Annotated in this window: 19 protein-coding genes; 2 read left to right on the forward strand and 17 right to left on the reverse strand. The window is 62.3% G+C overall.

The annotated features are described in order from the left end of the window. The first annotated feature begins 28 nt into the window (after positions 1 to 28). Positions 29 to 2,365: a PAS domain-containing sensor histidine kinase gene (locus AT6N2_RS05595; protein ID WP_209089149.1), complete on the forward strand. Its 2,337-nt coding sequence runs from the start codon at positions 29 to 31 to the stop codon at positions 2,363 to 2,365. Positions 2,366 to 2,554: 189 nt separating this feature from the next. On the opposite strand, the gene AT6N2_RS05600 is transcribed toward AT6N2_RS05595, so the two are convergent. Next, positions 2,555 to 5,524: a bifunctional [glutamine synthetase] adenylyltransferase/[glutamine synthetase]-adenylyl-L-tyrosine phosphorylase gene (locus AT6N2_RS05600; RefSeq protein WP_209089152.1), complete on the reverse strand. Its 2,970-nt coding sequence runs from the start codon at positions 5,522 to 5,524 to the stop codon at positions 2,555 to 2,557. 218 nt (positions 5,525 to 5,742) lie between these two features. On the opposite strand from AT6N2_RS05600, the gene AT6N2_RS05605 reads away from it, so the two are divergent. Then, positions 5,743 to 6,600, forward strand: coding sequence for a MipA/OmpV family protein (locus tag AT6N2_RS05605; protein ID WP_209089155.1), 858 nt, complete (start codon positions 5,743 to 5,745; stop codon positions 6,598 to 6,600). 173 nt (positions 6,601 to 6,773) lie between these two features. Here the strand turns inward: AT6N2_RS05605 and AT6N2_RS05610 are convergent, their stop codons facing one another. The 16 genes from AT6N2_RS05610 to AT6N2_RS05685 form a co-directional block, all read right to left on the reverse strand. Then, positions 6,774 to 8,183, reverse strand: a complete 1,410-nt coding sequence (locus AT6N2_RS05610) for a sensor histidine kinase (protein ID WP_209089618.1) — start codon at positions 8,181 to 8,183, stop codon at positions 6,774 to 6,776. A 9-nt stretch (positions 8,184 to 8,192) separates the two neighbouring features. Further along, positions 8,193 to 8,951 carry a response regulator transcription factor gene (locus AT6N2_RS05615; RefSeq protein ID WP_273545423.1) on the reverse strand — a complete coding sequence of 253 codons (759 nt, stop codon included), beginning with the start codon at positions 8,949 to 8,951 and terminating at the stop codon, positions 8,193 to 8,195. Between the two features lie 313 nt (positions 8,952 to 9,264). Beyond that, positions 9,265 to 10,818, reverse strand: a complete 1,554-nt coding sequence (locus AT6N2_RS05620) for a Do family serine endopeptidase (protein WP_063950974.1) — start codon at positions 10,816 to 10,818, stop codon at positions 9,265 to 9,267. A 153-nt stretch (positions 10,819 to 10,971) separates the two neighbouring features. Next, positions 10,972 to 11,439, reverse strand: coding sequence for a cytochrome c-type biogenesis protein (locus tag AT6N2_RS05625; RefSeq protein WP_209089158.1), 468 nt, complete (start codon positions 11,437 to 11,439; stop codon positions 10,972 to 10,974). Further along, complete coding sequence (locus AT6N2_RS05630; RefSeq protein WP_209089160.1) at positions 11,436 to 13,427, reverse strand: heme lyase CcmF/NrfE family subunit; 1,992 nt, start codon at positions 13,425 to 13,427, stop codon at positions 11,436 to 11,438. The genes AT6N2_RS05625 and AT6N2_RS05630 overlap by 4 nt, the downstream gene beginning before the upstream one ends. After that, positions 13,424 to 13,933 (reverse strand): cytochrome c maturation protein CcmE, encoded by a 510-nt coding sequence (gene ccmE, locus AT6N2_RS05635; protein WP_063950971.1) that lies wholly within the window; start codon positions 13,931 to 13,933, stop codon positions 13,424 to 13,426. Before ccmE ends, AT6N2_RS05630 begins: the two co-directional genes overlap by 4 nt. After that, on the reverse strand, positions 13,930 to 15,084 hold the full coding sequence (gene ccmI, locus AT6N2_RS05640; protein WP_209089162.1) for a c-type cytochrome biogenesis protein CcmI: 1,155 nt from the start codon (positions 15,082 to 15,084) through the stop codon (positions 13,930 to 13,932). Before ccmI ends, ccmE begins: the two co-directional genes overlap by 4 nt. A 184-nt stretch (positions 15,085 to 15,268) precedes the next feature. Next, complete coding sequence (locus AT6N2_RS05645; RefSeq protein WP_063951113.1) at positions 15,269 to 15,697, reverse strand: hypothetical protein; 429 nt, start codon at positions 15,695 to 15,697, stop codon at positions 15,269 to 15,271. Between the two features lie 104 nt (positions 15,698 to 15,801). Beyond that, the gene (locus AT6N2_RS05650; RefSeq protein ID WP_063950969.1) at positions 15,802 to 17,202 is read right to left on the reverse strand and encodes an ATP-binding protein; all 1,401 of its coding nucleotides are present in this window, start codon (positions 17,200 to 17,202) and stop codon (positions 15,802 to 15,804) included. After that, complete coding sequence (locus AT6N2_RS05655; protein ID WP_003509815.1) at positions 17,192 to 17,863, reverse strand: response regulator transcription factor; 672 nt, start codon at positions 17,861 to 17,863, stop codon at positions 17,192 to 17,194. Before AT6N2_RS05655 ends, AT6N2_RS05650 begins: the two co-directional genes overlap by 11 nt. A gap of 93 nt (positions 17,864 to 17,956) precedes the next feature. Further along, positions 17,957 to 18,211, reverse strand: coding sequence for a hypothetical protein (locus tag AT6N2_RS05660; protein WP_003497070.1), 255 nt, complete (start codon positions 18,209 to 18,211; stop codon positions 17,957 to 17,959). Between the two features lie 136 nt (positions 18,212 to 18,347). Then, entirely contained in the window at positions 18,348 to 18,554 is a 207-nt protein-coding gene (locus AT6N2_RS05665) for a hypothetical protein (RefSeq protein WP_063951112.1), read from the reverse strand. 34 nt (positions 18,555 to 18,588) lie between these two features. After that, positions 18,589 to 22,392: a baseplate multidomain protein megatron gene (locus AT6N2_RS05670; RefSeq protein WP_209089164.1), complete on the reverse strand. Its 3,804-nt coding sequence runs from the start codon at positions 22,390 to 22,392 to the stop codon at positions 18,589 to 18,591. A 15-nt stretch (positions 22,393 to 22,407) separates the two neighbouring features. Continuing rightward, on the reverse strand, positions 22,408 to 22,842 hold the full coding sequence (locus AT6N2_RS05675; RefSeq protein WP_209089166.1) for an NlpC/P60 family protein: 435 nt from the start codon (positions 22,840 to 22,842) through the stop codon (positions 22,408 to 22,410). Then, entirely contained in the window at positions 22,839 to 23,723 is an 885-nt protein-coding gene (locus tag AT6N2_RS05680; protein WP_209089168.1) for a DUF2163 domain-containing protein, read from the reverse strand. Before AT6N2_RS05680 ends, AT6N2_RS05675 begins: the two co-directional genes overlap by 4 nt. After that, positions 23,720 to 24,358 (reverse strand): TIGR02217 family protein, encoded by a 639-nt coding sequence (locus AT6N2_RS05685; RefSeq protein ID WP_209089170.1) that lies wholly within the window; start codon positions 24,356 to 24,358, stop codon positions 23,720 to 23,722. The genes AT6N2_RS05680 and AT6N2_RS05685 overlap by 4 nt, the downstream gene beginning before the upstream one ends. Positions 24,359 to 24,364 lie beyond the last annotated feature (6 nt).

The raw sequence follows: 24,364 nt of genomic DNA on the forward strand, positions 1-24,364 counted from the left end.
ATCAGTGGGGATATCTAAAGGCGGGACAATGACGAACGTGCGGCGGGCGACTGCGGGCGATGAGCGGCCGTATGCCAAATTTTCTGATCTTGCGGCCTGGGGCGAAAGGCTTTCCAGCGACCTCATGGGTTTGATGAATGGCGCCGACCGTCCGGCGCCGCAGGTCGAGACCCTGTTGAAGCGTCTCATTCCTATTCTCATCCTCGCCTTCCTCGTGGTCGTTGCGGCCTCGCGCATGCTCGGCATTGCGGCAGAATACGGCCGTATGGAAGAGGCCGCTCGCCACTCCACGGCGCTGACGGCACTCACCGCCAAGGCCGCGCTTCTCAACAAGGGCGCGGTCTTTGCCGCACAGGATCGCGCCGGTGCCGAAGCAAGCCTTGTCGCTGCCCTTCCGTCCGGCAGCCTCGCTGATGGCACGATGGTGCTGCTTTCGGGCAGCAACGGCCGCATCTTCGCCGGTGCGGGCGAGGAAGCGATGCTGTATGTCGGCACCTCGCTGCCTGCCCTCCTGCCGGAGATCGCCATCGTACAGCGTTTTCCCGGTGCGCCCGGCACCATCGAGACCAATATCGATGGCCAGCAGCATTATGCGACGATGATCCCGTTTGGCGATGACGGCGCGATGGTGATCGCGGCGCGTTCGCTGCAGCCGATCCGCTCCTTCTGGCGCAGCGAAATCGCCATGAACGTGACGCTGTTTGCCGGCATCTCCTCCATCCTGCTTGTCGTGCTTTATGCCTATTACATGCAGGTGAAGCGCGCCCGCGACGCGGACGATATCTTTGCGGAATCCAACTTGCGGGTGGAAACGGCGCTGTCGCGCGGCCGCTGCGGCCTGTGGGATTTCGATCTTTCCAGCCGCCGCATGTTCTGGTCCGGTTCGCTTTATGAAATTCTGGGTATGCCGCCAAAGGCAGCGCCGCTCTCCTTTTCAGACGCAGCCCGCATGATGCATTCCGAAGACGGTAATCTCTATGAACTTGCCCGCGCCGTCGGCTGCGGCAACCTGCGCCAGATCGACCAGATTTTCCGCATGCGCCATTCCAAGGGGCATTATGTCTGGCTGCGGGCCCGTGCGCAGGTCATCCGCACGAATAACGGTCCGCGTGTCATCGGCATCGCCATGGACGTCACCGAGCAGCACCGTCTTGCCCAGCGTTATGCAGAGGCCGACCAGCGCCTCGCAGACGCGATCGAATCCACCTCGGAAGCCTTCGTGCTGTGGGACAAGAACGATCGCCTCGTGATGTGCAACACCCACTACCAGAAGGCCTATGGCCTGCCGGACAGCGTGCTTGTGGCCGGGACCGAAAAAAGCACGGTCCATGCCGCCGCCGCCCGCCCTGTCGTCGAACGCCGCGTTGCCGATGCGGACCAGTCCGGCCTGTCCCGCACAACGGAAGTGCAGCTCGCCGATAATCGCTGGCTGCAGATCAACGAACGCCGCACCCGCGACGGTGGCCTCGTCTCTGTCGGCACCGATATCACGCTTCTCAAGCGCCATCAGGAACGACTGCGCGATTCCGAGCGCCGGCTGATGGCTACCATTGGCGATCTCTCGGCCTCGCAGCACAAATTGGAGCGCCAGAAAACCGAGCTTTCCGACGCCAACGCCAATTACCTTGCCGAAAAAGAGCGCGCCCAGGCAGCAAACCGGGCGAAATCGGAATTCCTGGCCAATATGAGCCACGAGTTGCGCACGCCGCTCAACGCCATCCTCGGTTTCTCCGAAATCCTGCTGAACGAGATGTTCGGCCCTGTCGGCTCACCGAAATATTCTGAATATGCGCGCGATATCCATGACAGCGGCAAGCATCTGCTCAATGTCATCAACGATATTCTCGACATGTCGAAGATCGAGGCGGGCCACATGCGCATCAACCGCGAGACAATCGATCTCGCGCCGCTGATCGAGGAAACCCTGCGGCTGACGGCCATCCAGGCCGAACAGAAGAACATCACCGTGCAGCAGAAGGTCTGCGCTGGCCTCACCATGCAGGGCGACCGCCGCGCCATGAAGCAGATCATGCTCAACCTGCTTTCCAACGCCGTGAAATTTACGGGCAATGGCGGCAGCATTGCGCTGCGCACCCACGTGCATGAGGCCGCAATGATCCTCACCATCGCCGATACCGGCATCGGCATTCCCACACAGGCGCTGGAAAAGATCGGCCAGCCCTTTGAACAGGTGCAGAGCCAATATGCCAAGAGCCAGGGAGGCTCGGGGCTTGGTCTTGCGATTTCCCGTTCGCTGGTGAAGCTGCATGGCGGGACGATGAAGATACGCTCGTGTGAGGGGCGGGGTACGGTGGTGACGATCATTATTCCGCATTCGGCGGGGCGGTGCGGGACGGTGCATTGAAGCTTGGTGGGTGTGGTTTACCCCCCTCTGCCCTGCCGGGCATCTCCCCCACAGGTGGGGAGATCAGCTAGAAGGATGCTCCCCGAGAAATTCACAACGTTTGAGATTATCGAGCGATTGCCGCTGGTCGATCTCCCCCTTGTGGGCGAGATGCCCGGCAGGGCAGAGGGGGTGTAGCACCCACCAACCCTACCCGCCATTCTTCACCGCCGCCACAAACGCCTTCCGCACCGCCTTCGACAGCCGCTTCACCTCGCCCTCAAGCGTCGCAATGTCAGGGCAATCCCCCGCCCGGCACACAAGATCGATCAATCCAGCCGGTGCATCCTTCGGGTTGAAGGCACCATCGATACACAGCCGCACGATCTGCGAAATTTCGGTGTAGAGCGAAATCGCCGCCATGCAGTCATCGAAGGCCTGCGGTTCCATGACGGGCGCGGCCAGCATCTGAAGCGCCTCGGCCGTGTTGCGGCCGGGTTCGTGCGCGGCAAGGCCCTTCACCGGGCCCACAAGCGTCAGATATTGGGCGACGAATTCGAGGTCGATCAACCCGCCATTGATGAGTTTAAAGTCCCAGATGTTCTCCGGCGGTTTCTCCTGCTCGATGAGGTTGCGCATCTCCAGCACATCGGCGGAAACCTTCGCCAGATCGCGCTTCTGCGAAAGGATGGAGGCAATGATGCGGCGTGCATCCTCCATCAGTGTGTCTTCGCCGCAGACGAGGCGGGCGCGCGACAGCGCCATATGCTCCCAGGTCCAGGCCTCCTCACGCTGGTATTTCTCGAAGGCGGAAATGCGGGTCGCCACCGGCCCCTTGTTGCCGGAGGGTCGAAGCCGCATGTCCACCTCATAGAGCACGCCTTCCGCCGTCGGCGCTGACAGGGCGGCAATCAGCCGCTGGGTGACGCGGGTGAAATAACGCACCACATCCAGCGGCTTTGCGCCGGTGGATTCATGAGCGGTGTCGTCATAATCATAGAGCAGGATGAGATCGACGTCCGAACCGGCCGTCAGCTCGAAGGAGCCGAGCTTGCCCATGCCCATGACGGCAACGCGCCCGCCGGGATAGGTGCCGTGCGCCGCCTCCATCTCCGAAAGCACCGCATTCAGCGCCGCCTCGATCACCAGATCGGCAAGGTGGGTGAAGGCGCGGGCGGCGACCTCGCCGCGGATCGCGCCCGTCAGCAGCCTGACACCGATGAGGAACCGCTGTTCGGCGGCGAAAATGCGCAGCCGGTCGAGAATATCCTCGTAATGACGGGCGTTGGAGAGGAAATTGCCCATGCGGTGGGCGAGATAATCGCGTGTCGGCACGTCGCTCATCAAAGCCGGGTCGAGCATGCCGTCGAAGACATGCGGGCGGGCGGCGATGATTTCGGCCAGACGCGGGGCCGACGACATGATCGTCACCAGCAGCGACAGGAGTGCGGGATTGTTGCCGAGCAACGAGAAGAGCTGAATGCCCGCCGGCAGGCCTGAGAGGAAGTTATCGAAGCGCAGCAGCGCCTCGTCGGCCCGCTTGCTTTCGCCGAAGGCGCGCAGCAGGTCAGGCGTCAGTTCCGTCAGCCGCTCGCGCGCCTCGACCGATTGCGTCGCCCGGTAACGCCCATTGTGCCAGGTGCGGATGACACGGGAGATATCCTCCGGCCGCTGAAAGCCAAGCGTGGAGAGCGTCTTCAGCGTGTCTGGATCGTCCTTCTGGCCGGTGAAAACGAGATTGCCGGCCTCGCCAGACAGCTTCACCTCCTGCTCGAACAGCGCCGAATAGCGCCGCTCCACCAGCCGCAGCACCTCTTCCAGCTTGTCCGAGAAAGCCTTTGTGTCCTCGAAACCCAGCATGAAGGCGATGCGCTTCAATTCGGCTTCCGTGTCCGGCAGCACATGGGTCTGCTCGTCGCGCACCATCTGGATGCGGTGTTCCACCTCGCGCAGGAACCAATAGGCTTCCGTCAGGCTGTCGCGGGTTTCGGCGTCAATCCATTTTGCCTCGGTCAGTGCCGCCAGCGCCTCTTCGGTCGCGCGTACGCGTAGCGGCGGCATGCGCCCGCCGGCGATCAGCTGCTGGGTCTGGGCGAAAAACTCGATCTCACGGATGCCGCCGCGCCCGAGTTTGACATTATGGCCCTTCACCGCAATCGCGCCATGGCCCTTATGGGCGTGGATCTGGCGCTTGATGGAGTGGATATCGGCAATTGCCGCATAATCGAGATATTTGCGGAAGATGAAGGGCGTTAACTCGCGCAGGAAGTTTTCGCCCGCCTTGATATCGCCTGCCACCGGCCGTGCCTTGATATAGGCTGCCCGTTCCCAGTTCTGGCCCCTGCCCTCGTAATAAAGCAGCGCCGCTTCCACGGGAATGGCGAGCGGCGTCGAGCCGGGGTCTGGCCGCAGCCGCAGATCGGTGCGGAAGACGTAACCATCGGCCGTGCGTTCCTGCATGATGCGCACGAGCCGGCGCATCATGCGGCCGAAAATCTCCGTGGCATCATAGGGATCGTCCATGATGCCGGCCGAAGGCTCAAAGAACACGACGGCATCAATATCGGAGGAATAGTTGAGTTCGCGCGCGCCGAGCTTGCCCATGCCGAGCACGATCAGGCCGGAACCCTCGCTGGGCGCTGCGACATTTTTCAGCTTGAGCTTGCCGCTCTCATGAGCCGACAGCAGCAGGTGGTCGATGGTCGCCGAGAGCGAGGCATCCGCCATGTCGCTCAGCCAGCGTGTCGTATCGCGGGCGGTGAAGATGCGGGCGAGATCGGCAAGGGCGGCGATAAAAGACAGGCGCCTCTTGGCGATCCGTAACCGCGACATCACCTCGGCTTCGCTCGGTGTGCCACCGTCTTCCCGCGGCTTCCAGCAGTCGCGCGCCTCACGAACCAGATCGGTCAGCAGCGGCTCAAGCGGTTTCGACATTGCCAGCGACAGCAGGCCTTCATCCGCCGCTGCCATGTCGCGCAAGTAGGGAGAAAGAGTAAAGGCATTGGCAATGAAGTCCTTCAACGGGCCTTCTTCGGCCATCAGCGCGGCGACCGCCGGCTCTGCCTTGCCGATATCCTTCAGCGTCGAAAGAACGGATTTCAGTTCCGTCTGCGTATAGGGGCGGATCGCGCCCGGCAGAACCTCGCTCAGCCGTCTTTCGACGGTTTCCCGTTTCGTCACTGTCTCTCTCCCTCTTCCGCCCGACCAGCAAAGCAAGCCGACGCGCCTCTCTGGCGTTGTAACAAATGCCGGACGCTTTGCGATCAGAAAACCGCCGACGGCGATGTTTTATCAGGCCCGGCACCACGTAATGTCTCCGCAATTGTGCCCGCGTAGCGTCATCCTCAACGAAACCCGGTTCCCAGGTTTCCGAGGTGTGGTGCCGAACGGATTGGATCATGACGAAGATTTTTAAGATGAAATTACAGAAGAACCTGCTGACTGCGGCGCTTTGCCTTGCCGCGCTGCCGATAGCCGAGGCGGTCAACGCGCCTGCTTTCGCTGCCGATATCGGCAAGTCGGACCGCGTTGCGGATCCGGGCACGGGTTTCGACGATGCCCGCTACAGCAATTCCAGCGAATGGAAAATCACGCTCGGGGTCGGTGCGGCCTATGCGCCGAAATACGAGGGTTCCGACAAGCTGGAAATGGGGGCCGTGCCGATGGTTTTCGTCGATTACGGAGATTTCCTAAACATCAATTTCAGCGGCGTGACAGTCAACCTCCTCAACCAGAGCGGTTTCAGGCTTGGGATCAAAGGTGGCTGGGAAGCGGGCCGAAAGGAAAAGGACGACCGGAAGAACCTGCGTGGTCTCGGCGACGTCAAGGCCGGCGGCGTGATCGGGGGCATCATCGCCTATGACGTCGAGCCCTTCGAAATCTATACCAAGGTCGACAAGACCATTGGCGGCAGCGAAGGCCTGACCGCGACCATCGGCGCAAGCGTGTCGCACAAGGTCGACCAGTTCATCCTCAGTGCCGACCTCTCCGCCACCTGGGCCGACGACAAACACATGAAATCCTATTTTGGCGTGACCTCGGCACAATCCGCCCGCTCCGGCCTGCGGCGCTATGACGCCAAGGCGGGATTTAAGCGCATCGATGCCAGCGCTTCCGTTTCCTATTTGCTGACGGAAAATTGGGCGATCACGGGAATGGGTGGCGTTGGTTTCCTGATTGGCGACGCCAAGGACAGTCCGCTGTCGAAGAAGGATATCCAGCCATTTGCCATGATCGGCATGTCCTATACTTTCTGAGCGGGGAAATCAGGCCACGCATGAGCGGGGGCGGGTTTTCAGAGCTTCAGGCACATGTTCTGCCCCCGCGCACCTGATATCAACGACCGGATACCCGTCCCCATGTACCTGCGGCGGCCTCAAACATGTCTCCGCGCATGAATATGAGGGTGCTAAAACCGCAGGTATGCCCGCTAAGGCTTTGAAATGGGGAAAACCATCGAAATGGTCAGTCCCGGACAGGCCGTGTTGGTGGCATCCGTGTCCGAGAGCAGCAATGATCCGCCGTGCAGCTCCATCACGGCTTCCACCAGCGAGAGGCCAAGCCCCGTGCCCGGCTTGGAGCGGCTTTCATCCAGCCTGACGAACCGTTTCAGCACTTCGCCGCGCTTGTCGGCGGGGATGCCGGGACCGTTATCGGCAACGGAAAGCACGATCGCCTCCGGCTCTCTTGCCAGACGAACGACGAGTTTTTTGTCGCCCTCGGCCTCGCAGGCATATTTCATGGCGTTGTCGATGAGGTTGGAGAGCGCCTGGCCGATCAGCTCACGATTTCCTTTTACGGAGAGCCCGTGCTCGATCTGGGTTTCCAATACGAGACCGGCATCCTCGGCAACAGGCTCATAAAGTTCGGCGCTGTCGGCGGCAATCGCTGACACGTCGACATCGGTCATTTCGGCGGCAATCGAACCGGCCTCGACGCGGGAGATCATCAACAGCGCGTTGAAGGTGCGGATGAGCTGGTCTGATTCAGCGATGATGCCTTCCAGCGCGGCCCGCCGCTTGGTCTCGTCGGCGTCATCCAGGGCTGCCGCCGCCTTGTTGCGCAGGCGGGTCAGCGGGGTCTTCAGGTCATGGGCGATGTTGTCGGAGACCTGTCGCAGGCCCTCATTCAGTTTTTCGATGCGGCCGAGCATGGCGTTGAGCGAGCCAGACAGCCGGTCGAATTCATCGCCCGAGCGGCCTTCCGGCAGGCGCTGGGATAGATCACCCGCCATGATCTTCTTCGTCGCCGCCGACATGCGGTCGATGCGCTTCAAGGCATTGCGGCCAATGCCGAACCAGATGAGCAAAGCACCGCCACTCATGATCGCAAGAGCCACCATCAGGGCGTTGCGCACCAGCGCCCGGAACTTCGTCGGTTCACCCAGATCGCGGCCGATCAGGATACGCAGGCCGTTATCAAGCACGAAGACATTTGCGGTGGCGAGGTGCTGCACGCTGTCGCCGCTTTCGGAATAGCGCTCATAGCGGAAGGGGAAACCCGTCCAGCCCTCCTTGTCGAAAACGCCCGGCTGCACGGACGCGACGTTGCCAGCGAGGATTTCGCCGTTCGGCCCCGCAATGATATAAAGGCTCGCCCCCGGCTGGCGGGCGCGGCGCTCCATCATCCGCAGCAGCGGATTGATGCCGCCACGATTATAGACGCGCTGAACATCGGAGACTTCCTGCAGCACGGCATCCCGCGTCTGCTGGTTCAACAGGCGTTCGGAAAGCGCTGTGACGTAAAAGACCAGAAATGCGGCACAGAGCGCGAAAAGCAGGATATAGAGCGCCGAAAGGCGCACTGCCGTCGATCTGAACAAAATTCTGAGGCGGGCCATTTTCGCCAATCAGCCCTCGTCCTTCATCATGTAACCCGCACCGCGAATTGTCTTCAGCAGCGGCTTCTCGAAATCTTTTTCGATCTTCGAGCGCAGACGCGAGACATGCACGTCGATGACGTTGGTCTGCGGGTCGAAATGGTAATCCCAGACGTTTTCCAGAAGCATGGTGCGGGTCACGACCTGCCCGGCATTCTTCATCAGATATTCGAGCAGGCGGAACTCGCGCGGCTGCAACAGGATTTCCTTGCCGCCACGCCGCACATCGTGGGACAGTCGGTCAAGCTCAAGATCGCCAACGCGATAAATCATGTCCTGCTCAGGCTTGCCCTTGCGGCGGCCAAGCACCTCGATGCGGGCGAGCAGTTCGGAAAAGGCATAGGGTTTTGGCAGATAATCGTCGCCGCCGGCACGCAGGCCAGTCACGCGGTCATCGACCTGACCCAGCGCCGACAGTATTAGCACCGGCGTCTCGATGCCGCGGCGGCGCAGCTCGCTGATGACGGACAGTCCGTCGCGGCGCGGCAACATGCGGTCGATTACCATCACGTCATAGGCATTCTCGCAGCCCATGAACAGGCCGCTTTCGCCGTCGCTGGCATGATCGGCAACGATCCCGACTTCGCGGAACGCCTTGGTCATATAGGCCGCAGCCTCGAGGTCGTCTTCAATGACAAGAATCTTCATGTGCGGGACAATAGCGCCCTCGCCCATTTCCGTACAACTGGAAACAGATGCGGGAGTAACTTCCTGAACTTTGTTTTCCATGAGGTTTCCTCCGAAGACCTGGTTTCTGGCACCATTGCGCTTCAAGACGGGCAATCGTCTATGGATTGGGCGGGTGCGGCTGAGTTTCTTCTCCCCGCCGGGGAGAAAGTGGCCCGAAGGGTCGGATGAGGGGGTAACGTTGCCGAATATCTCTACCCTCGCCCCCTCATCCCGCTGCCGCGGACTTCTCCCCGGCGGGGAGAAGAAACAAGCGGTGCGCATTCGCTCCACATTCCTTGTCTCGTTCCTATAGCGAGACATGTTCCGTAGCGACGCCGGCCTCCCAAGAAAGCCGGCATCGCGTTTCAGCCTATCAACCCTGGTCGATGTCCAGAGCGATGAAGCGGCTGCCGTCATCCGTCTGGATTTGGAACAGCGCCTTGGAACGTCCGTCCTTCTTGGCCTGCTCGAGGATTTTCTCGATATCGGCGGCGGAGGTTACCTGCTGGTTGTTGATCGAGGTGATCTTCTCACCCGTCTTCAGACCACGGGCAGCGGCATCGCTGTCGGGATCGACATCGGTGATGGCAAGGCCATTTCCATCTTCAGCGGGTGCGACCGTCAGGCCGAGGCTCGAGAGAACCTTATCGCTGGAGGACTGGCCGCCCTTGTCGTCACCCTGGCTCGGTGCGGACTTGGAGGCTTCATCGCTGGCCAGATCACCGAGCGTGACGTTGACGGACTGCGACTTGCCATTGCGCCATAGCGAAATCTCGACCTTGCTGTTCGGCGCCATGGCACCGATGCGGCGCGAGAGGTCACGGGCGTCCTTGATCGTCTCACCATTGACGGCGGTGATGATGTCGCCCTGCTTGATACCGGCCTTGTCGCCCGGAGAGCCGGACTGCGGCGAAACGACGAGCGCGCCCTTGGCTTCGGAAAGGCCAAGCGATTCGGCAATGTCCTTGCTCACAGGCTGGATCTGCACGCCGAGCCAACCACGCTCGACCTTACCGTCCTTCTGCAGGTCGGCGATCACTTCCTTGGCAACGGACGATGGAATGGCGAAGGCAATGCCGACACTGCCACCCGACGGCGAGAAGATCGCCGTGTTGATGCCGACAACCTCACCATTGAGATTGAAGGCCGGGCCACCCGAGTTACCGCGGTTCACGGCAGCGTCGATCTGCAGGTAGTCGTCGTAAGGGCCGGAGCCGATATCGCGGCCACGGGCCGAAATGATGCCCGAGGTGACCGTGCCGCCGAGACCGAACGGGTTGCCGACGGCGACGACCCAGTCGCCGACGCGGATCTTGCTGTCATCGGCAAACTTCACATAGGTGAACTTGCGGTTCACATCGACCTTCAGCAGCGCCAGATCGGTGCGCGGATCACGGCCGACCAGCTTGGCATCGAGTTCGGTGCCGTCATTCATGACGATGGTGTAAGCCGAGCCATCATCCACGACGTGGTTGTTGGTGACGACGTAACCGTCTTCGGAGATGAAGAAGCCGGAACCCTGAGCGACGGGGCGCAGCGGGCCCTTGCCGTCACGGTGGCGGTTCGGACCACGGTCCGAGCGATCCTGGTTCGGGCCGCCGAATTCCTTGAAGAAGCGCTTCAGCGGATGGTCGTCCGGGAGCTGGTCGAGGCCACGGCCGCCGAAGTTGAAGGAGAAGTTGCTGGAGTCATCGGAAGCAGGCTGCACGTTCGACTGCACGCGAACCGATACGACGGCGGGCGATACGGCATCGACCACATTGGCAAAGCTTGGAACCTGCGGCGCCGTGACTTCGACAGGGGCGGCGAAGGAATGCAGGATAGGCGCGGCAAGACCGGTCGAGAGCATCAGCGCAGCAAGACCGCCAACGGTCGTGGCCTTCAGGGCCGTCTTCAGCGAGGAATGGCCGTTTTGCGAATGAGACATGGTGTACCTTCTTTCTTCATTCAGACTGGAACCCGAGTGACCGGGGAAGCGGTGGATGATGAAGATATAGGAGGCGGCACCTTACAGCGAAGTGTCTGAGGAATGAAAAATCCGTAATGTTGAAAAAGAACCTATCCGAAAAAAGAAAAACGGTTATTTTTCAAGTAGATCTCTGATTTTCGCCTCTTCGTCAGCGCTGAGTTTTTTCGGTTGCTCCAGCGTGACCCGGCGGCGGGAAAAGATGAAGACCGCAAGAACGCCCGCAAGTGTGAGGCCGATCGGCGCGCCCCACAAAAGGATCGTGCGCAGGCTGAGGCGCGGCTTCAGAAGCACGAACTCGCCGTAGCGCGACACAACGTAATCGATGACCGCCTCGTCGCTGTCACCTTCGACGATCCGCTCGCGCACCAGCACCCGCAGGTCTCTGGCGAGCTCCGCATTGCTATCGTCGATGGACTGGTTCTGGCAGACCATGCAGCGCAGCTGGGAGGTAAGATGACGGGCGCGCTGTTCGAGAACCGGTTCCTTCAGGACCTCGTCGGGGTTGAAGGCGCTGGCGGGCGAAACGGCCGCGAACAGGACGGTCAGAAGAAAAGTCAGCTTGACGACGAGCCTGCTCATTCCGCTGCTCCCGGCATCGCCGCCGGCACTGGCTTTGCCTTGCGGGTCGGCGCGCCAACCCTCAAGCGCCGGTCGGAGAGCGAGATGACGCCGCCCGCCATCATGAAAAGCGTGCCGCCCCAGATGCAGAGAATGAAGGGCTTCCACCAGATACGCACCACCATGCCGCCATCCGCCATGGGGTCGCCCAGCGAGACATAGAGCTGGCTGAGACCGAAAGTCAGGATGCCTGCTTCTGTCGTCGGCATGCGCCGGGCCGTGTAAAGCCGCTTGGACGACCAGACGTCGGCCACCTCCACGCCTGCCCTGCGGACGGTGAAATGGCCGCGATCTTCGGTGAAGTTCGGTCCGACGGCGTGGCGGATGCCATCGAATGTCAGGCTGTAACCGCCCGCCTCCGCCACCATTCCCTGCTTCATCTCCAGCACCGTTTCGGTCTCGAACGTGGTGACGATGACGATGCCAAGCACGGTGACGCCGAGGCCCATATGGGCGAGCGCCGTACCGAAAGCCGACCGCGGCAGGCCTTTCAGGCGGCGCAACGCGATGCCGAAGGCGAGTTTGCCGAAATTGGCGCGATACCAGAGATCGGCAAATGCGCCGAGGATCAGCCAGAAACCGGCGGCGATACCGAGGGCTGCCAGCACCGGACCGCCATTTTCGACATACCACAGCGTCAGCCCGGCCAGAGCCGCAATAGCAGCGGCCACATAAAGCCGCTGGAAAGCGCCGAGAAGATCGCCGCGCTTCCAGGCCAGCATCGGGCCGAATGGCGTCACGATCAGGATCGGGATCATCAGCAAGCCGAAGGTGAGGTTGAAGAAAGGCGCACCGACCGAGATTTTTTCGCCCGTCAGGGTTTCGAGGATGAGTGGATAAAGGGTGCCGATCAGGACGGTCGCGGTCGAAACCGTCAGGATAAGGTTGTTGAGGACAAGTGCACCTTCACGCGAGATCGGCGCGAAGAGGCCGCCGGCCTTCAGCGTCGGCGCCCGCCAGGCGAAAAGCGCGAAGGCGCCGCCGATGAAAACGGTGAGGATGCCCAGAATGAAAATGCCGCGGCTCGGATCGGTGGCGAAGGCATGGACCGAGGTCAGCACGCCGGAGCGCACGAGGAAGGTGCCGAGCAGCGACAGCGAAAAGGTCATGATCGCCAGAAGCACGGTCCAGATCTTCAGCGCCTCTCGCTTTTCCATGACGAGCGCTGAATGCAAGAGCGCCGTGCCGGCAAGCCACGGCATGAAGGAGGCGTTTTCCACCGGATCCCAGAACCACCAGCCACCCCAGCCGAGCTCATAATAAGCCCAGTAGGAGCCCATGGAGATACCGGCCGTCAGGAAGGTCCAGGCAGCAAGCGTCCAAGGCCGCACCCAGCGAGCCCAGGCCGCATCGATGCGCCCTTCCAGAAGGGCGGCAACGGCAAAGGAGAAACAGACGGAAAAGCCGACATAACCGAGATAGAGCAATGGCGGATGGATGGCGAGACCGAAATCCTGCAGGATCGGGTTCAGGTCCTGCCCCTCGGCCGGCACCCGGGCCAGCCGCAGGAAGGGGTTGGAGGTGAGCAGGATAAACAACAGGAAGGCGACGGAAATCCAGGCCTGAACGGCAAGCACATTGGCTTTGAGCGTTTCCGGCAGGTTGCGGCCGAAGGTGGCGACGAGTGCGCTGAAAAACACAAGGATGAGCAGCCACAGCAGCATTGATCCTTCATGGTTGCCCCACACGCCGGTCAGCTTGTAGAGCATCGGCATCAGAGAATGCGAATTTTCCCAGACATTGCGCACGGAAAAATCCGAGACCGCATAAGCTCGCGTCAGCGCTGCAAAAGACAGACCGACCAAAAGGAACATCAGGACGGAGCCGATGGACGCAACATCCATCAAGGCACGATCATTGCGGCGCGCCCCGATGACGGGCAGGATCGAGACGATCATCCCGACGCCAAGCGCCAGAACAAGGACGTAATGGCCGATCTCGTTGATCATCGGGTCGCTCCGGTCTTGTCGGCGGAAGAGGCTGCGCCTGAGACCGCGTCGGCGGGCTGCTTTCCGCCCTCCTCTTGCTGCCATAGGCCCTTGTCCTTCAGCCTGTCCGCCACTTCCTTGGGCATGTAATTCTCGTCGTGCTTGGCCAGAACGCTGTCGGCTACAAAACCGTGCGTGGTGGCATCGAACATGCCCTCCGTCACCACGCCCTGCCCCTCACGGAAGAGATCCGGCAGGATGCCGGTATAGCTCACCGGCACGGTCGCCTCGCCATCGGTGACGGTGAAACTGACCGTGCGTCCCTCGCCGCGCTTGATGGAGCCTTCGGCCACCAGACCGCCAAGACGAATACGCGTGCCGGGATTGACTGGCGTCTTTTCCAGATCGGCAGGCATGTAGAAATAGGCGATGGACTGCCCGAAAGCGAACATGACCAGCAGAACGGCCGCCACGATGAAACTCATGCCGCCGCCGATGATCGCCAGCCGTTTCTGTTTGCGGGTCATTGCGTCACTCCCTGCGGCGCGGCATCCTGTTGTCCGGTGGGGCGGATTGGCCCGGCGGAAACACCGAGTTGCTTTGCCAGCGCCAGAAGCTGCCTGCCCTCTTCGCCCTCCGGTGGGAAAGCCTGCAGGCCGTCCCGCAAGGCTTCACCAGCCTTGGCTTGGTTCTTCAGCACGGAATAAGCGCGCATGAGCCGCATCCACCCTTCAACATCATCAGGGTTCTCCTTCAGCTTGGCATCGAGGCTCGCAACCATGCCCTCGATCATCGCCTGGCGGTCGGCTGGCGCCATGTCATTGGCAGCAGCCACATCGGCGGCAGTTGGCCCTGTCCCGGCTTTTCCGCCAGTACGGGCGATATGTTCCTGCACCAATGGCAGCCACGGAGCACCGGCGGGTGCAGCGGCGGCAAGTGCCGTAAAGGCCGACTGGGCGTCCGCAGACTTGCCGGATTGTTCGAGCGCCAGCGCCAGATAAAAACGGGTGCGCGGATTACCGGGGCTCAGCCGGTCGGCCTCTGCAAAGGCGTCCCTTGCAGCGTCAGTGACGACACCGTCATTGCCCGCCACCAGCGTTTCGCCAAGGCCCGTCAATCGCTCGGCACTTGGTCCGGCAATGCGCAACGCATTGCGATAGGCGAGCTCGGCGTCGCTAAGGCGCTGCATCTTGAAATAGATCGGCGCCAGAACGTCCCATCCGGCGCCATCCTCGGGGTTCTGCGCCAGATGCCGTTCCGCGCGGGCAACCAGAAGGTTCATGTCGTTGCCGGGGTTTGCGAGACGTGCCTCGAGCGGCATGTCCGGCGTCTCCGGACTGCCGTTCCAGATGTAAAGACAGAGACCGAGTGCCGGCAGAAGGGCGGTGATGAAGCCTGCGGCGAGATTGTATCGACGCGGCCGGTCCTCTTTTGCCGGCCTCTCCTCGGCTTCGGCGGCGGCCAACAGGCGACGGCCGATTTCGGCGCGGGCGTATTCGGCCTCGGTTTCGCCGATCAGGCCAGCCTTGCGTTCGCGGTCGAGTTCGGCGAGCTGGTCGCGATAAACGGCAACCTCACCGTCGCGGCGCGTCTGCGACACTTCGGTTTTCCGCATCAGCGGATACATCAGGACGAGGGCAACAGCCGCCGTCAATATCGCAACGACAATCCAGAACATCAGGCTCAATTACTCGAATGCGCGCGACATGGAAACATGAAGCGCGAGGATGACGCGAATTTGAGACATCACGCCGCACCGCAGATGCTGTTTCGGCTGTCGCGCCGCGCCCTTTTTCTCACCGTCGAAGGCCCGCGACCTTGATTTACGTCAAACTTGACAACACGCTTCGGCTGGAAATGCTCTAGGTGAGAGGCGACCAGCTTCCGTCGGCATTGCGGCAGGCAGCGCCGCGCGCCTTGATTTCGCGTCCATCGACCGTCAAGGTGTGGGAATATTGGCGGCAGTTCTGGTTGCCGACCTGATAGGGCGCATTGGCAACCACCTGTCCTTTGACGTCATCGCCAGACCATGAGACCGGCGTGCCGACCGGTGCGGTTTCCAGCGCCTTATACTCCGCTTCAAGCGCTTTCGTCTGGTCGCCACGGTCAAGCTCAACGCCGCTTCGTCCGACAATACCGCCCTGCAGATTGGCAAGAATGGGGGTTGACGGTTGCGCTGACCGACCGAACAGGCCACCGCCGGATGGGCGGGTGCCGGTGGTGGTGCAGGCGCTCAGCATCGAGACACACAGGATGGAGAGAAGTGCCGGGCGTGACACCAGTGAACGCATCGTCACGGAACGGCAGCCATCGTAAACGTCAACCAAACCCTGTCCTCTTTCTACTGCATCGCACCCAATATATCGGCATTGAATCTCTTGCCTTTTTTCGCGGCTCACGCAAGCTCTTTCGAAAGCCCGGGCAAAATCAGGTCGGCCTTCAGGCCGCCGATGTTGCTCCGCGACAGCGAGAAGCGGCCATGGTACTCTGACACCACCTCGGAAACGATCGACAATCCGAGACCAGTTCCCGGCCGGCTCTCGTCAAGGCGGCGGCCGCGCTTCATGGCCTCGCTGATCTGCTCCGGCTCCAGCCCTGGCCCATCGTCTTCCACCGTCAGTTCCACCCAGGCGCGACGGGCGATTTCGGCATCGGAAGACGGGTGTGTCCCGGCGCCAAGCGTGATCACCACCCGCGTCTGCGCAAAGCGCGCGGCATTCTCCAGAAGATTACCGACGACCTCTTCCAGATCCTGCTGCTCCATGCCGAGCACCGCACCCGCCTGGTCTATGTTCAAAATGAACTGCTTGTCCGGGTTGAGGCGGCGCATCACCCGCACCAGTCTCTCCAGCGCCGGTTCAGCCTCCACGCGGGCAAGAATGGAGCCGCGCTGGGCGGCGATGCGGGCACGCGAGAGGTAGGATTGCACCTGGGCCTGCATGGCATCCGCCTGAGCGCGCACGAGATCGCCATGCTGCGGATCGAGCGTGCGGGCTTCGTTCAGGAGAACGGCAATCGGCGTCTTCAGCGAATGGGCGAGATTGCCGACCTGCATGCGCGCGCGCTCCACGAGCCTTCGATTGCTGTCGATCAGCGCATTGACCTCATTGGCAAGCGGCTGGATTTCACGCGGGAACTCGCCCTCGAGGCTTTCCGCCTCACCGCCCCGGATCTTGCCAAGCGCGACGCGGGCCTGATCGAGCGGCCGCAGACTGTAGAGAATGGCAAGGCCGTTGACGACGAGGCTGCCGACACCAAAGACGGCCAGCGCCAGATAAAGGCTGTTGGAAAAGTCGCGAACATCGTCTTCCACGACATTGAGATTGCCCGAGACGCGGAACCGCGCGGCACGGCCCTCGCCGTCCAGAACGACCTCGGTTTCCCCTACCCGCACCTGATTACCGGCCTCATCCGTCACCGTATAGAAGCGCTCGTACCTGTTGTCGAAGGGTGCATCGAGAATGCTCGGCACCGGCAGGGTGGAAACGCCGAGCGACGAAGACACCAGCGGTGCGGTCTGGAAATTGCCAAGCGGCTCCACGACCCAGTACCAGCCCGTATCAGGCTGCGAAAAACGAAGATCGCCAAGCTGCGGGCTGCCGGCGAGCGTGTTCTCGTTGGAGATCGTGACGGAGTTGATGACGTTGTAGAGCTGCGCCCTCAGAAGATCGGTAAAGCTGCGCTCCACCCCCTGCCGATATAGAGTCGAGATCACGACGGCGATCACCACCAGCGCCAGCACCGACCAAAGCGAGGCGAGCAGCAGCACGCGGGCGGTGAGAGAATTACTTCGCATCTGCCGGCGCTTGCATCCGGTAACCGAGACCACGGATCGTCTCGATCAGATCAACCCCGAGCTTCTTGCGCAGACGTCCGACAAACACCTCGATCGTGTTGGAATCGCGGTCGAAATCCTGATCGTACATATGCTCCACCAGCTCGGTGCGCGAGACGACCTCGCCCATGTGATGCATGAGATAGGACAGCAGACGGAACTCGTGCGAGGTGAGCTTCAGCGTCGTGCCGTTGACGGTCGCCTTGGAGGATTTGGTGTCGAGCCGCACCGGGCCGCAGACCAGCTCCGAGGAGGCATGGCCGGCAGCGCGGCGGATGAGCGCACGCACGCGGGCCAGCACTTCTTCGACATGGAACGGTTTGGTCACATAGTCATCGGCGCCGGCGTCGATGCCCGCCACCTTGTCGCTCCAGCGATCGCGCGCAGTCAAGATGAGCACCGGCATGGCTTTGCCGGCCGCCCGCCATTTTTCAACGACGGTAATGCCATCCAGCTGCGGCAGGCCTATATCGAGAACGATGGCGTCATAGGGTTCGGTATCGCCGAGATAATGGCCTTCCTCGCCGTCAAATGCCTGATCGACCACGTAACCGGCCTCTTTCAAGGCATCGGTCAGCTGACGATTGAGATTGGCATCGTCCTCAACAACGAGAATGCGCATTATCCGCCCTTTCCTTCCGTCCCGGCCTGGATGTGCGGCCGGTCATGCTGCGTGTGTTCGCTTGTTCTCCGATATTTCGGCGATGCGGGCAAGCTACATCGGCACGCGCATCGTCACCTTGCGCGGGCGCTCTCCGTTGCCCTGCACAAGAACGGTGACGACACAGGACTGACCATCGCCAGAAGGATAGACAGAAAGAAGCTGACCGCCGGTTTCGCGCACGACGCGGGCAACGGCTGCGCCACAGTCGCTGGCTGCGAGAATGTAATGGCCCTGCAGATCAGCCTCGGGCGCCGTGAAACCGGAAAGCCCGGCTGCAAGCGTCGCGATGATGAGAGGTGATGCCATTCTACAAACTTCCAAAAACCGGGTGCGTCTCGAACCTTATTGTGAGCGAATATGTAGCGCAAAGCGTCTGAATGGCAAATGAATGCCGCCCCCGCCGCCAAGGCAGGTGGTGGAGACGGCGTTTCGGATGACAACGTCAGCGGATGGTTCTGGTTGCCGAAAGCCGGCCGTAAAGGGCGATCAGCCCGCCAATTCCGCCTGCGACCGTCACCAGTCCGTCGGCAAGCTCGCCTTCCAGCCCTGCTGGCAGATGCAGTCCGGCGATGCCGAAGAGCGGAGCGAAAACCGCGACCAGCGCGCCCCAGATGGTGCGGGATTGATACCATGCTTTGGTACTGTCCATAATCTTGTCCTTTTCGTTGTTTTTCAGGCACATGTCAGGTCGGCAGGACGGCCTGCGCCGCCATGCCCCAGGGCACCGCGCGGCCAAGCTGGCGGACACGCACGGAAATGTGATCCCGCAATGCCGGGAAATCTGTGAGTTCGGCGGCGGTGGCGTAAAGCCAGAGCGGTTCTAAAACTTCCGCCACCCGCCGGACAGTTGCTCCGTCAAGCACCTCGATGCGGTAGGATTCAGAAGGTTCGTCCAGTGGAATTTCGCTCGCATCCCACCCATCGGCCTCCACCCGCCCGCGCCGTTTCCACCGCACAAGCACGCCTTCCCGGCGCCTCTCAGCAACAAGATGAACCGGCGAAAGCGGCGTCAGAGCCCGCAGGCCGCCCTCGAAGGCGAAGGGCCCACTCGGCGCGCGCGCCATGCCTGCGGCCTCCGCGATCCAGTTCAGACGTCTCCCGCGCTCGCCGGCAGCAAGGCCGAGCGGCTGCACAGCCCCATCCAGAACCACCACCGGCGCGCCTTTTGGAGCCCCGGTGACCAGAGCGTCTTCCGTGCCACCGAGCCCACGCAGCAGCGAGGAGAGCCGCCAGCGCGATGGCGCGATTTCCTCGGCGCGCGCGAAGGCGACGATTTCCCACATGCCATTGGCGGCACGAATGGCAAGGCGGTTCTCGCCGTTCAGAACCGAAAGCTCCGGCACGGAGGCAAGTTCACCAGAGGACAAATCCACGATGATGCTGTTCTGCCGGTCGAAGCGGCCGGAGGGACCGCTCGCCAAGGGCTGTGACAGGGCGCCGATCGTCGCCGGTTGCGAAAGCAGGACGCGCTGCCGATAGCCTTCAGTCCCCGGCGAAGCCGAGACGATGATGGGGCGCCACGGCTTTGCGAAGGCCGCGATCCTCGCTGAATCTTCCGGCAGACTGCCGTCATGATAGGGTAGATCGAGGAACAACACTTCCGGCGCGAAACCTTGCGCGCCGCTCGACGCATTGCCGCCCCGCTCCTCCTCCGGGCCGCCGCTGAAGACCGAAAAGGCGGGAGAAAACGCCCGCGCCTCCACCTGCCTCACCGCGCCGTCCTCGATGCGGCTGACGAGAAAGCGCCCGGCAGGCGCTTGTGGAAATGCACCGCCCGGCAGGCGGATGCAATCGCCCGGCTCAAGGCCGATCTCCGTGGGCGGCACGGCAAAACGCAGGCTGCGGCGCGCCTGTCTGTTGTCTCGCAGCAGGGCTTCTGCTGCCGCCTGCGCGGTTTCCGCAGGCAAGGCGGCAGCGAGATCGAGCCGCATCACCCGGCTGCCGGCATTGTCGATGCGGCGGGACCGAACACTAGCCTGTTCATAATTGAGCGTGGGATTGAATGAGGTCAGCACCACCTCGGCGGCAAAATCGCTGTCGTGACCGCGGTTTTCCGACCAGAGCGGCTCGTCCTCTCCATCCGCGAGAACGGCGATCTCCCGCACGGGCATGACTGCAGTGTTGCGCGAGCGAAAGCGGAGGAAGGCGCCATCTTCCGCCGCATCCACCTGAAACGCTGCCATCAAAGGCTCAAGCAGGTTGCGGGCGGAGGTCACGTCGCCCTGCACGTAGCCAGTGAGATCTCCGGTGACGGCGGAAACGTCGAAGGCGGAAAAGCCGTGATCGGTGAGGATCGCGGCGATGGTATCGGCCAGCGTCGCCGTCCCCAACCTTCCGTTCAGCCAGTGGCCGGTGCGCCAGTTTGCCCCATCGCTCCAGGCCGCGCCGTTTTGCGGAAAGGCCGGAAACGGTCGTGCATCCCAGGTCCACAGATAGATGCGGCGGGGGTCGACCATGGTCCCGCCGGCCATTTGCCAGTGATCGAGATGGGCTTCCAGAAACCGCCGCTGCTGGCTGTCGGCACGGTTTTTACGGGAGAAATGGGGAAAAGCGTTTTCCGCCGATTTGGGATCAGGAAAGACATTCGGGCGCGTCGCGCTCTTGTCCACTGCCGGGCAACCGAGCTCGGTAAACCAAATGGGCTTCGAGCCCGGGACCCATGCCGTGGGCGTCGGCTTTTCGATACCCTTCACCCGGTCGAAATGGCGGCTCCGCCACCAAGTGCCGATGTCCTTGTATCGATATACCCATGCCTTGCCCCTAAGCCCGTCGGAAATCGGCGTCCGCCGGCGGGCAGCACGATCGGCGTCGCTGGCATAATACCAGTCATAACCCTCGCCGGCCGTGATGGCGCGCCGGAATGCGGCGGCGTCGTCCGGGCCGGTCATGCCATCGGGATTGCCGCTTGCAGCATCCTCATCACGCCAGTCGGAGAGCGGCATGTAATTGTCGATGCCGATGGCGTCGATATCCGGGCTCGCCCAGAGTGCATCGAGATGAAAAAAGACGTCGCCCGAGCCATCCGCCGGCTGGTGGCCGAAATATTCGCTCCAGTCCGCCGCGTAGGTGAGCTTCACCTTTGGGCCCATCACGGCCCTTGCATCAGCGGCGAGCCGCACCAGTTCCTCGACGAAGGGAAAGGCGTTGTTTTCATCCCGAAGCGATGTCAGTCCGCGCAACTCCGAGCCGATGAGGAAGGCGTCCACCCCGCCCGCGCGGGCGACAAGCGCCGCATAATGCAGGATCATGCGGCGGTATCCGTCGCTGCGATTGCAGAAGGCGGTAATCGTCGCCCGGGCCGCTGCGCTGCCATCCGGCGAGCCGGGCCGTCCCGGTGCGGGAAAGCAGGTGATGCGCCCGCGCCAGGCGTAGGGATCCTGTTCAGGCCTGCCGTAGGGATCGGGCAATCCGTTGCCCGCGGGCACATCCATCATCACGAAGGGGTAAAGGCACACCCGCAGCCCACGGGCCTTGAGATCGGCGATCGCCTGCAGCACGCTTTCGTCATTCGGGGTGCCGCCATAGGCAGGACCACCGGCGTGGCGGCTGATGACGTGCGCCTCCCCGCGCGAAACGCCGGCGACGGACCATGGGCTCGTTTCCCCGTCGCGTGCGGCCACCTCCACGCCGGGCAGAACGCGGCAATCGCCCGCGCGCATATCCGTGCCAAACCAGCTGACTACCAGCGCCACGCTTTCGAGATTGGGGCAGAGCGCCTGCAATTCATCGATCGCCGCCTGCCAGTCGGTCGCTGCGGTCAAACCATTGCGGTTCATGATGCGGCTTTGGCCGACGCCCGTGCGCTCGCTGACCTGCGCCGTGGCGTAGCCGTGCTCCGTTGCACCGGGAATGACCGTGATGGCGCGGACGGTTTTTTCGAGCTTGCCGACCGGCCGCACCACTTCGAACTGCATCAGCGGAATGCGATTGCCGTAGGTGTCGAGCGGCAGGCGCTCAAACACCACATAAGCCAGTCCGCGAAAGGCGGGCGTGTTGCCCGCGCCCTGCTTCGCCTCGATGAGCGGATCGGGCAATTGCGTCTCGCTGCCGGGATAGAAACGCATCTCGACAGCGTTGAGATCGAGTTCCCGACCATCGGCCCATACGCGCCGCACCATTGCCGCTTCGCCTTCGCAAAGACCGATGGCGACATTGGCGAAGTAGCGGAATGTTTCCGTTTTCGGGCCGCGGCCCGCCTTGCCGCCGCGCCTTTGAACCTCCGTCTGCTCCTCGAAACGCGTGGCCCAGATCAGCGTGCCGCCGATCCGCGCCGTGCCGTAGAGCCGGTTGACTGCAGCACCCTCATCCGCACCGGGAAGGCGCGCCGTCGAAAGGCGCGGGCCTGTCACCGTCCTGCCGTTCGAGAGAAGGGCGCGATCGACCGCATTGCCGGCGAGCGCCCCGGCCGCACGGCCAATCACCGCACCGAGCGGACCAAAAACGCCGCCGAGGGCAGCACCAGCTGCCTGAAAAACGATCGTCGCCATGCCTGCCTCACGAAATCAGGAATCGGGGAAACGGAAAACGCCGGCGATGCGCCGTCGCCAGCCCGGCACCAGCGCCGAGCGCACCACCGCCGCCTGTTCGTAGGCGTGGATGAAATGATCCGGGTCGGCGAGAATGCCCAGATGTTTGGCCGCGGCATCCGCCCGCCAGCGAAACAGCAGCACATCCCCGGGCCTTGCCTCGTCCAGGCTGGAAACCGCGCCAAAATGGCGCGTCGCCGCCGCCATCAGCCGATCCTCGCCGCCGCGTTCGGCCCAGTCAGGCGCATAGGGGGGCGGCGACTCGGGCTCTTCGCCATAGAGCTCGCGCCAGAGGCCGCGGATGAGGCCGAGGCAATCGCAGCCGACACCCTTCAGGGACGCCTGATGCCTGTAAGGCGTACCGATCCAGCTTTCGGCCAGCGCCAGCACTTTCTCGGCTGTGTCGCTCATGGAATCAGCGCTCCACCATCATGGATTTGGCCGCCGCTTGCATAGGAATAGGCGAAATCGGCACCCGGCATGTGCGGAAAACCGCGAAAATTCAGTTGATTGGCAAATTTCGCCTGGCACGCGGCAAAACTCTTGTCGCAGCCTGCAATGATCGAAAACGTATCCCCGGGCAAAGGAAGCGTTTCCGGCGGCAGCCAGAAAGAGAGGAGCGCACCGCCGGTGCGTCGCTCATGACCTTCGATATCGAAGGCTTTGCCGGCGAGCCTGCCGCTTGCGAAATGCAGCTTTCCCCGCGCAAAGAAACCGTCCGCAAAGGCGTCGAGGCCGGACGCCAGAAGCGCGCCCGAGGTTTGCACCGCCGCGACGCGGCCGTGGCCGGTGAAACGGGAGAGATCAACGCGGCAACGCCTGTCTCCCAACGCGGCATCGCAGCGGCGACCATAGACCCTGCCCTGCGGCTGGCCGAGGCGATGGGCGATGCTGCGAAGCTCCGCGCGAAACGACCCACCCGCCCGCGTCACCTCGCCGATCTCGCGCGCATGAAGCAGCACGCGCTGGTCCGGCGCCTGCCAGTTGACGAGGAAAAGCTCCACCGTCGCGCCATCGAAGCGGCCGGCGGCGAGATCGTCCTGCGCGATGGCGTCGCTCGAAAAGCCTCCCGCCACTTCGCCGGCGCTTGCGCCAAGTCCGGTTTCGCTGTCGCTGTCGCTCGCCGAAAAGCCACTGGCAGCCAGGTAGACCGCGCCGCCAAAGGAGACCGGCTCGTCATGGTCGGTGAAGCCGATCACTGCGCCGTCTCTCAATGTCACCTTCCAGCAATGGCAAATGGTGGTCGCATCGGCGCCGAGATGCCCGGCGAGGGCAGCGGGAATGGTTTTCATGGCAAGATTTCCAAGAGGGGGATCGAGGGGATGCGACCTGCCTCGAAAGCGGTGAGGTTCACCTCGATGCGATCGATCGCGAAACGGACCGGAACGTCGAATTCGAAACCGGCGCGAATGATTGCGCCGGGGCGCGGCAACCGCCCCGCCCGAAATGTTACGATACCCGTCGTGTAGTCGACATCGGCATCGTCAGAGCCAGCCTTTGCCCCATCGACCGAAACGGTCACGGAACCTTCTGCCGGTTTTTCAATCCTGCGGGTGAAGGAACCGCCCGCATCGGCATAGGTCTTCAGCAGCTGAAATCCGGCCGTCGCCCCATCGCCTGTCCCGATTATCTGGTCGGTTGCAGCAGGTTTCTGGCCGGGCGGGCAGGATTTGAAATCGACGGGATCGCGGAAGCGAAAACCGTAAAGCTCGCCACGCCGTGCCTCGAAGAAGGCGAGGACGTCGTAGAGATCGGCGACGGAGCGAATGCCCGAGCCCGCGTCATAGGAGCGCCGTGCGTTTCTCCAGCGCTGGTTACGGTTCTCCCTGCCGTTCGAGAGGTTGACGATATCCGTCCGCCGCACCGGCCCACCGCTCACACCGAGCGCAAGCCGCAGCGGAAACCGCACTTCATGAAATGCCGCCATGTGATT

This window comes from Agrobacterium tumefaciens (assembly GCF_017726655.1).
GTDB classification, from domain to species: Bacteria; Pseudomonadota; Alphaproteobacteria; order Rhizobiales; family Rhizobiaceae; genus Agrobacterium; species Agrobacterium tumefaciens_B.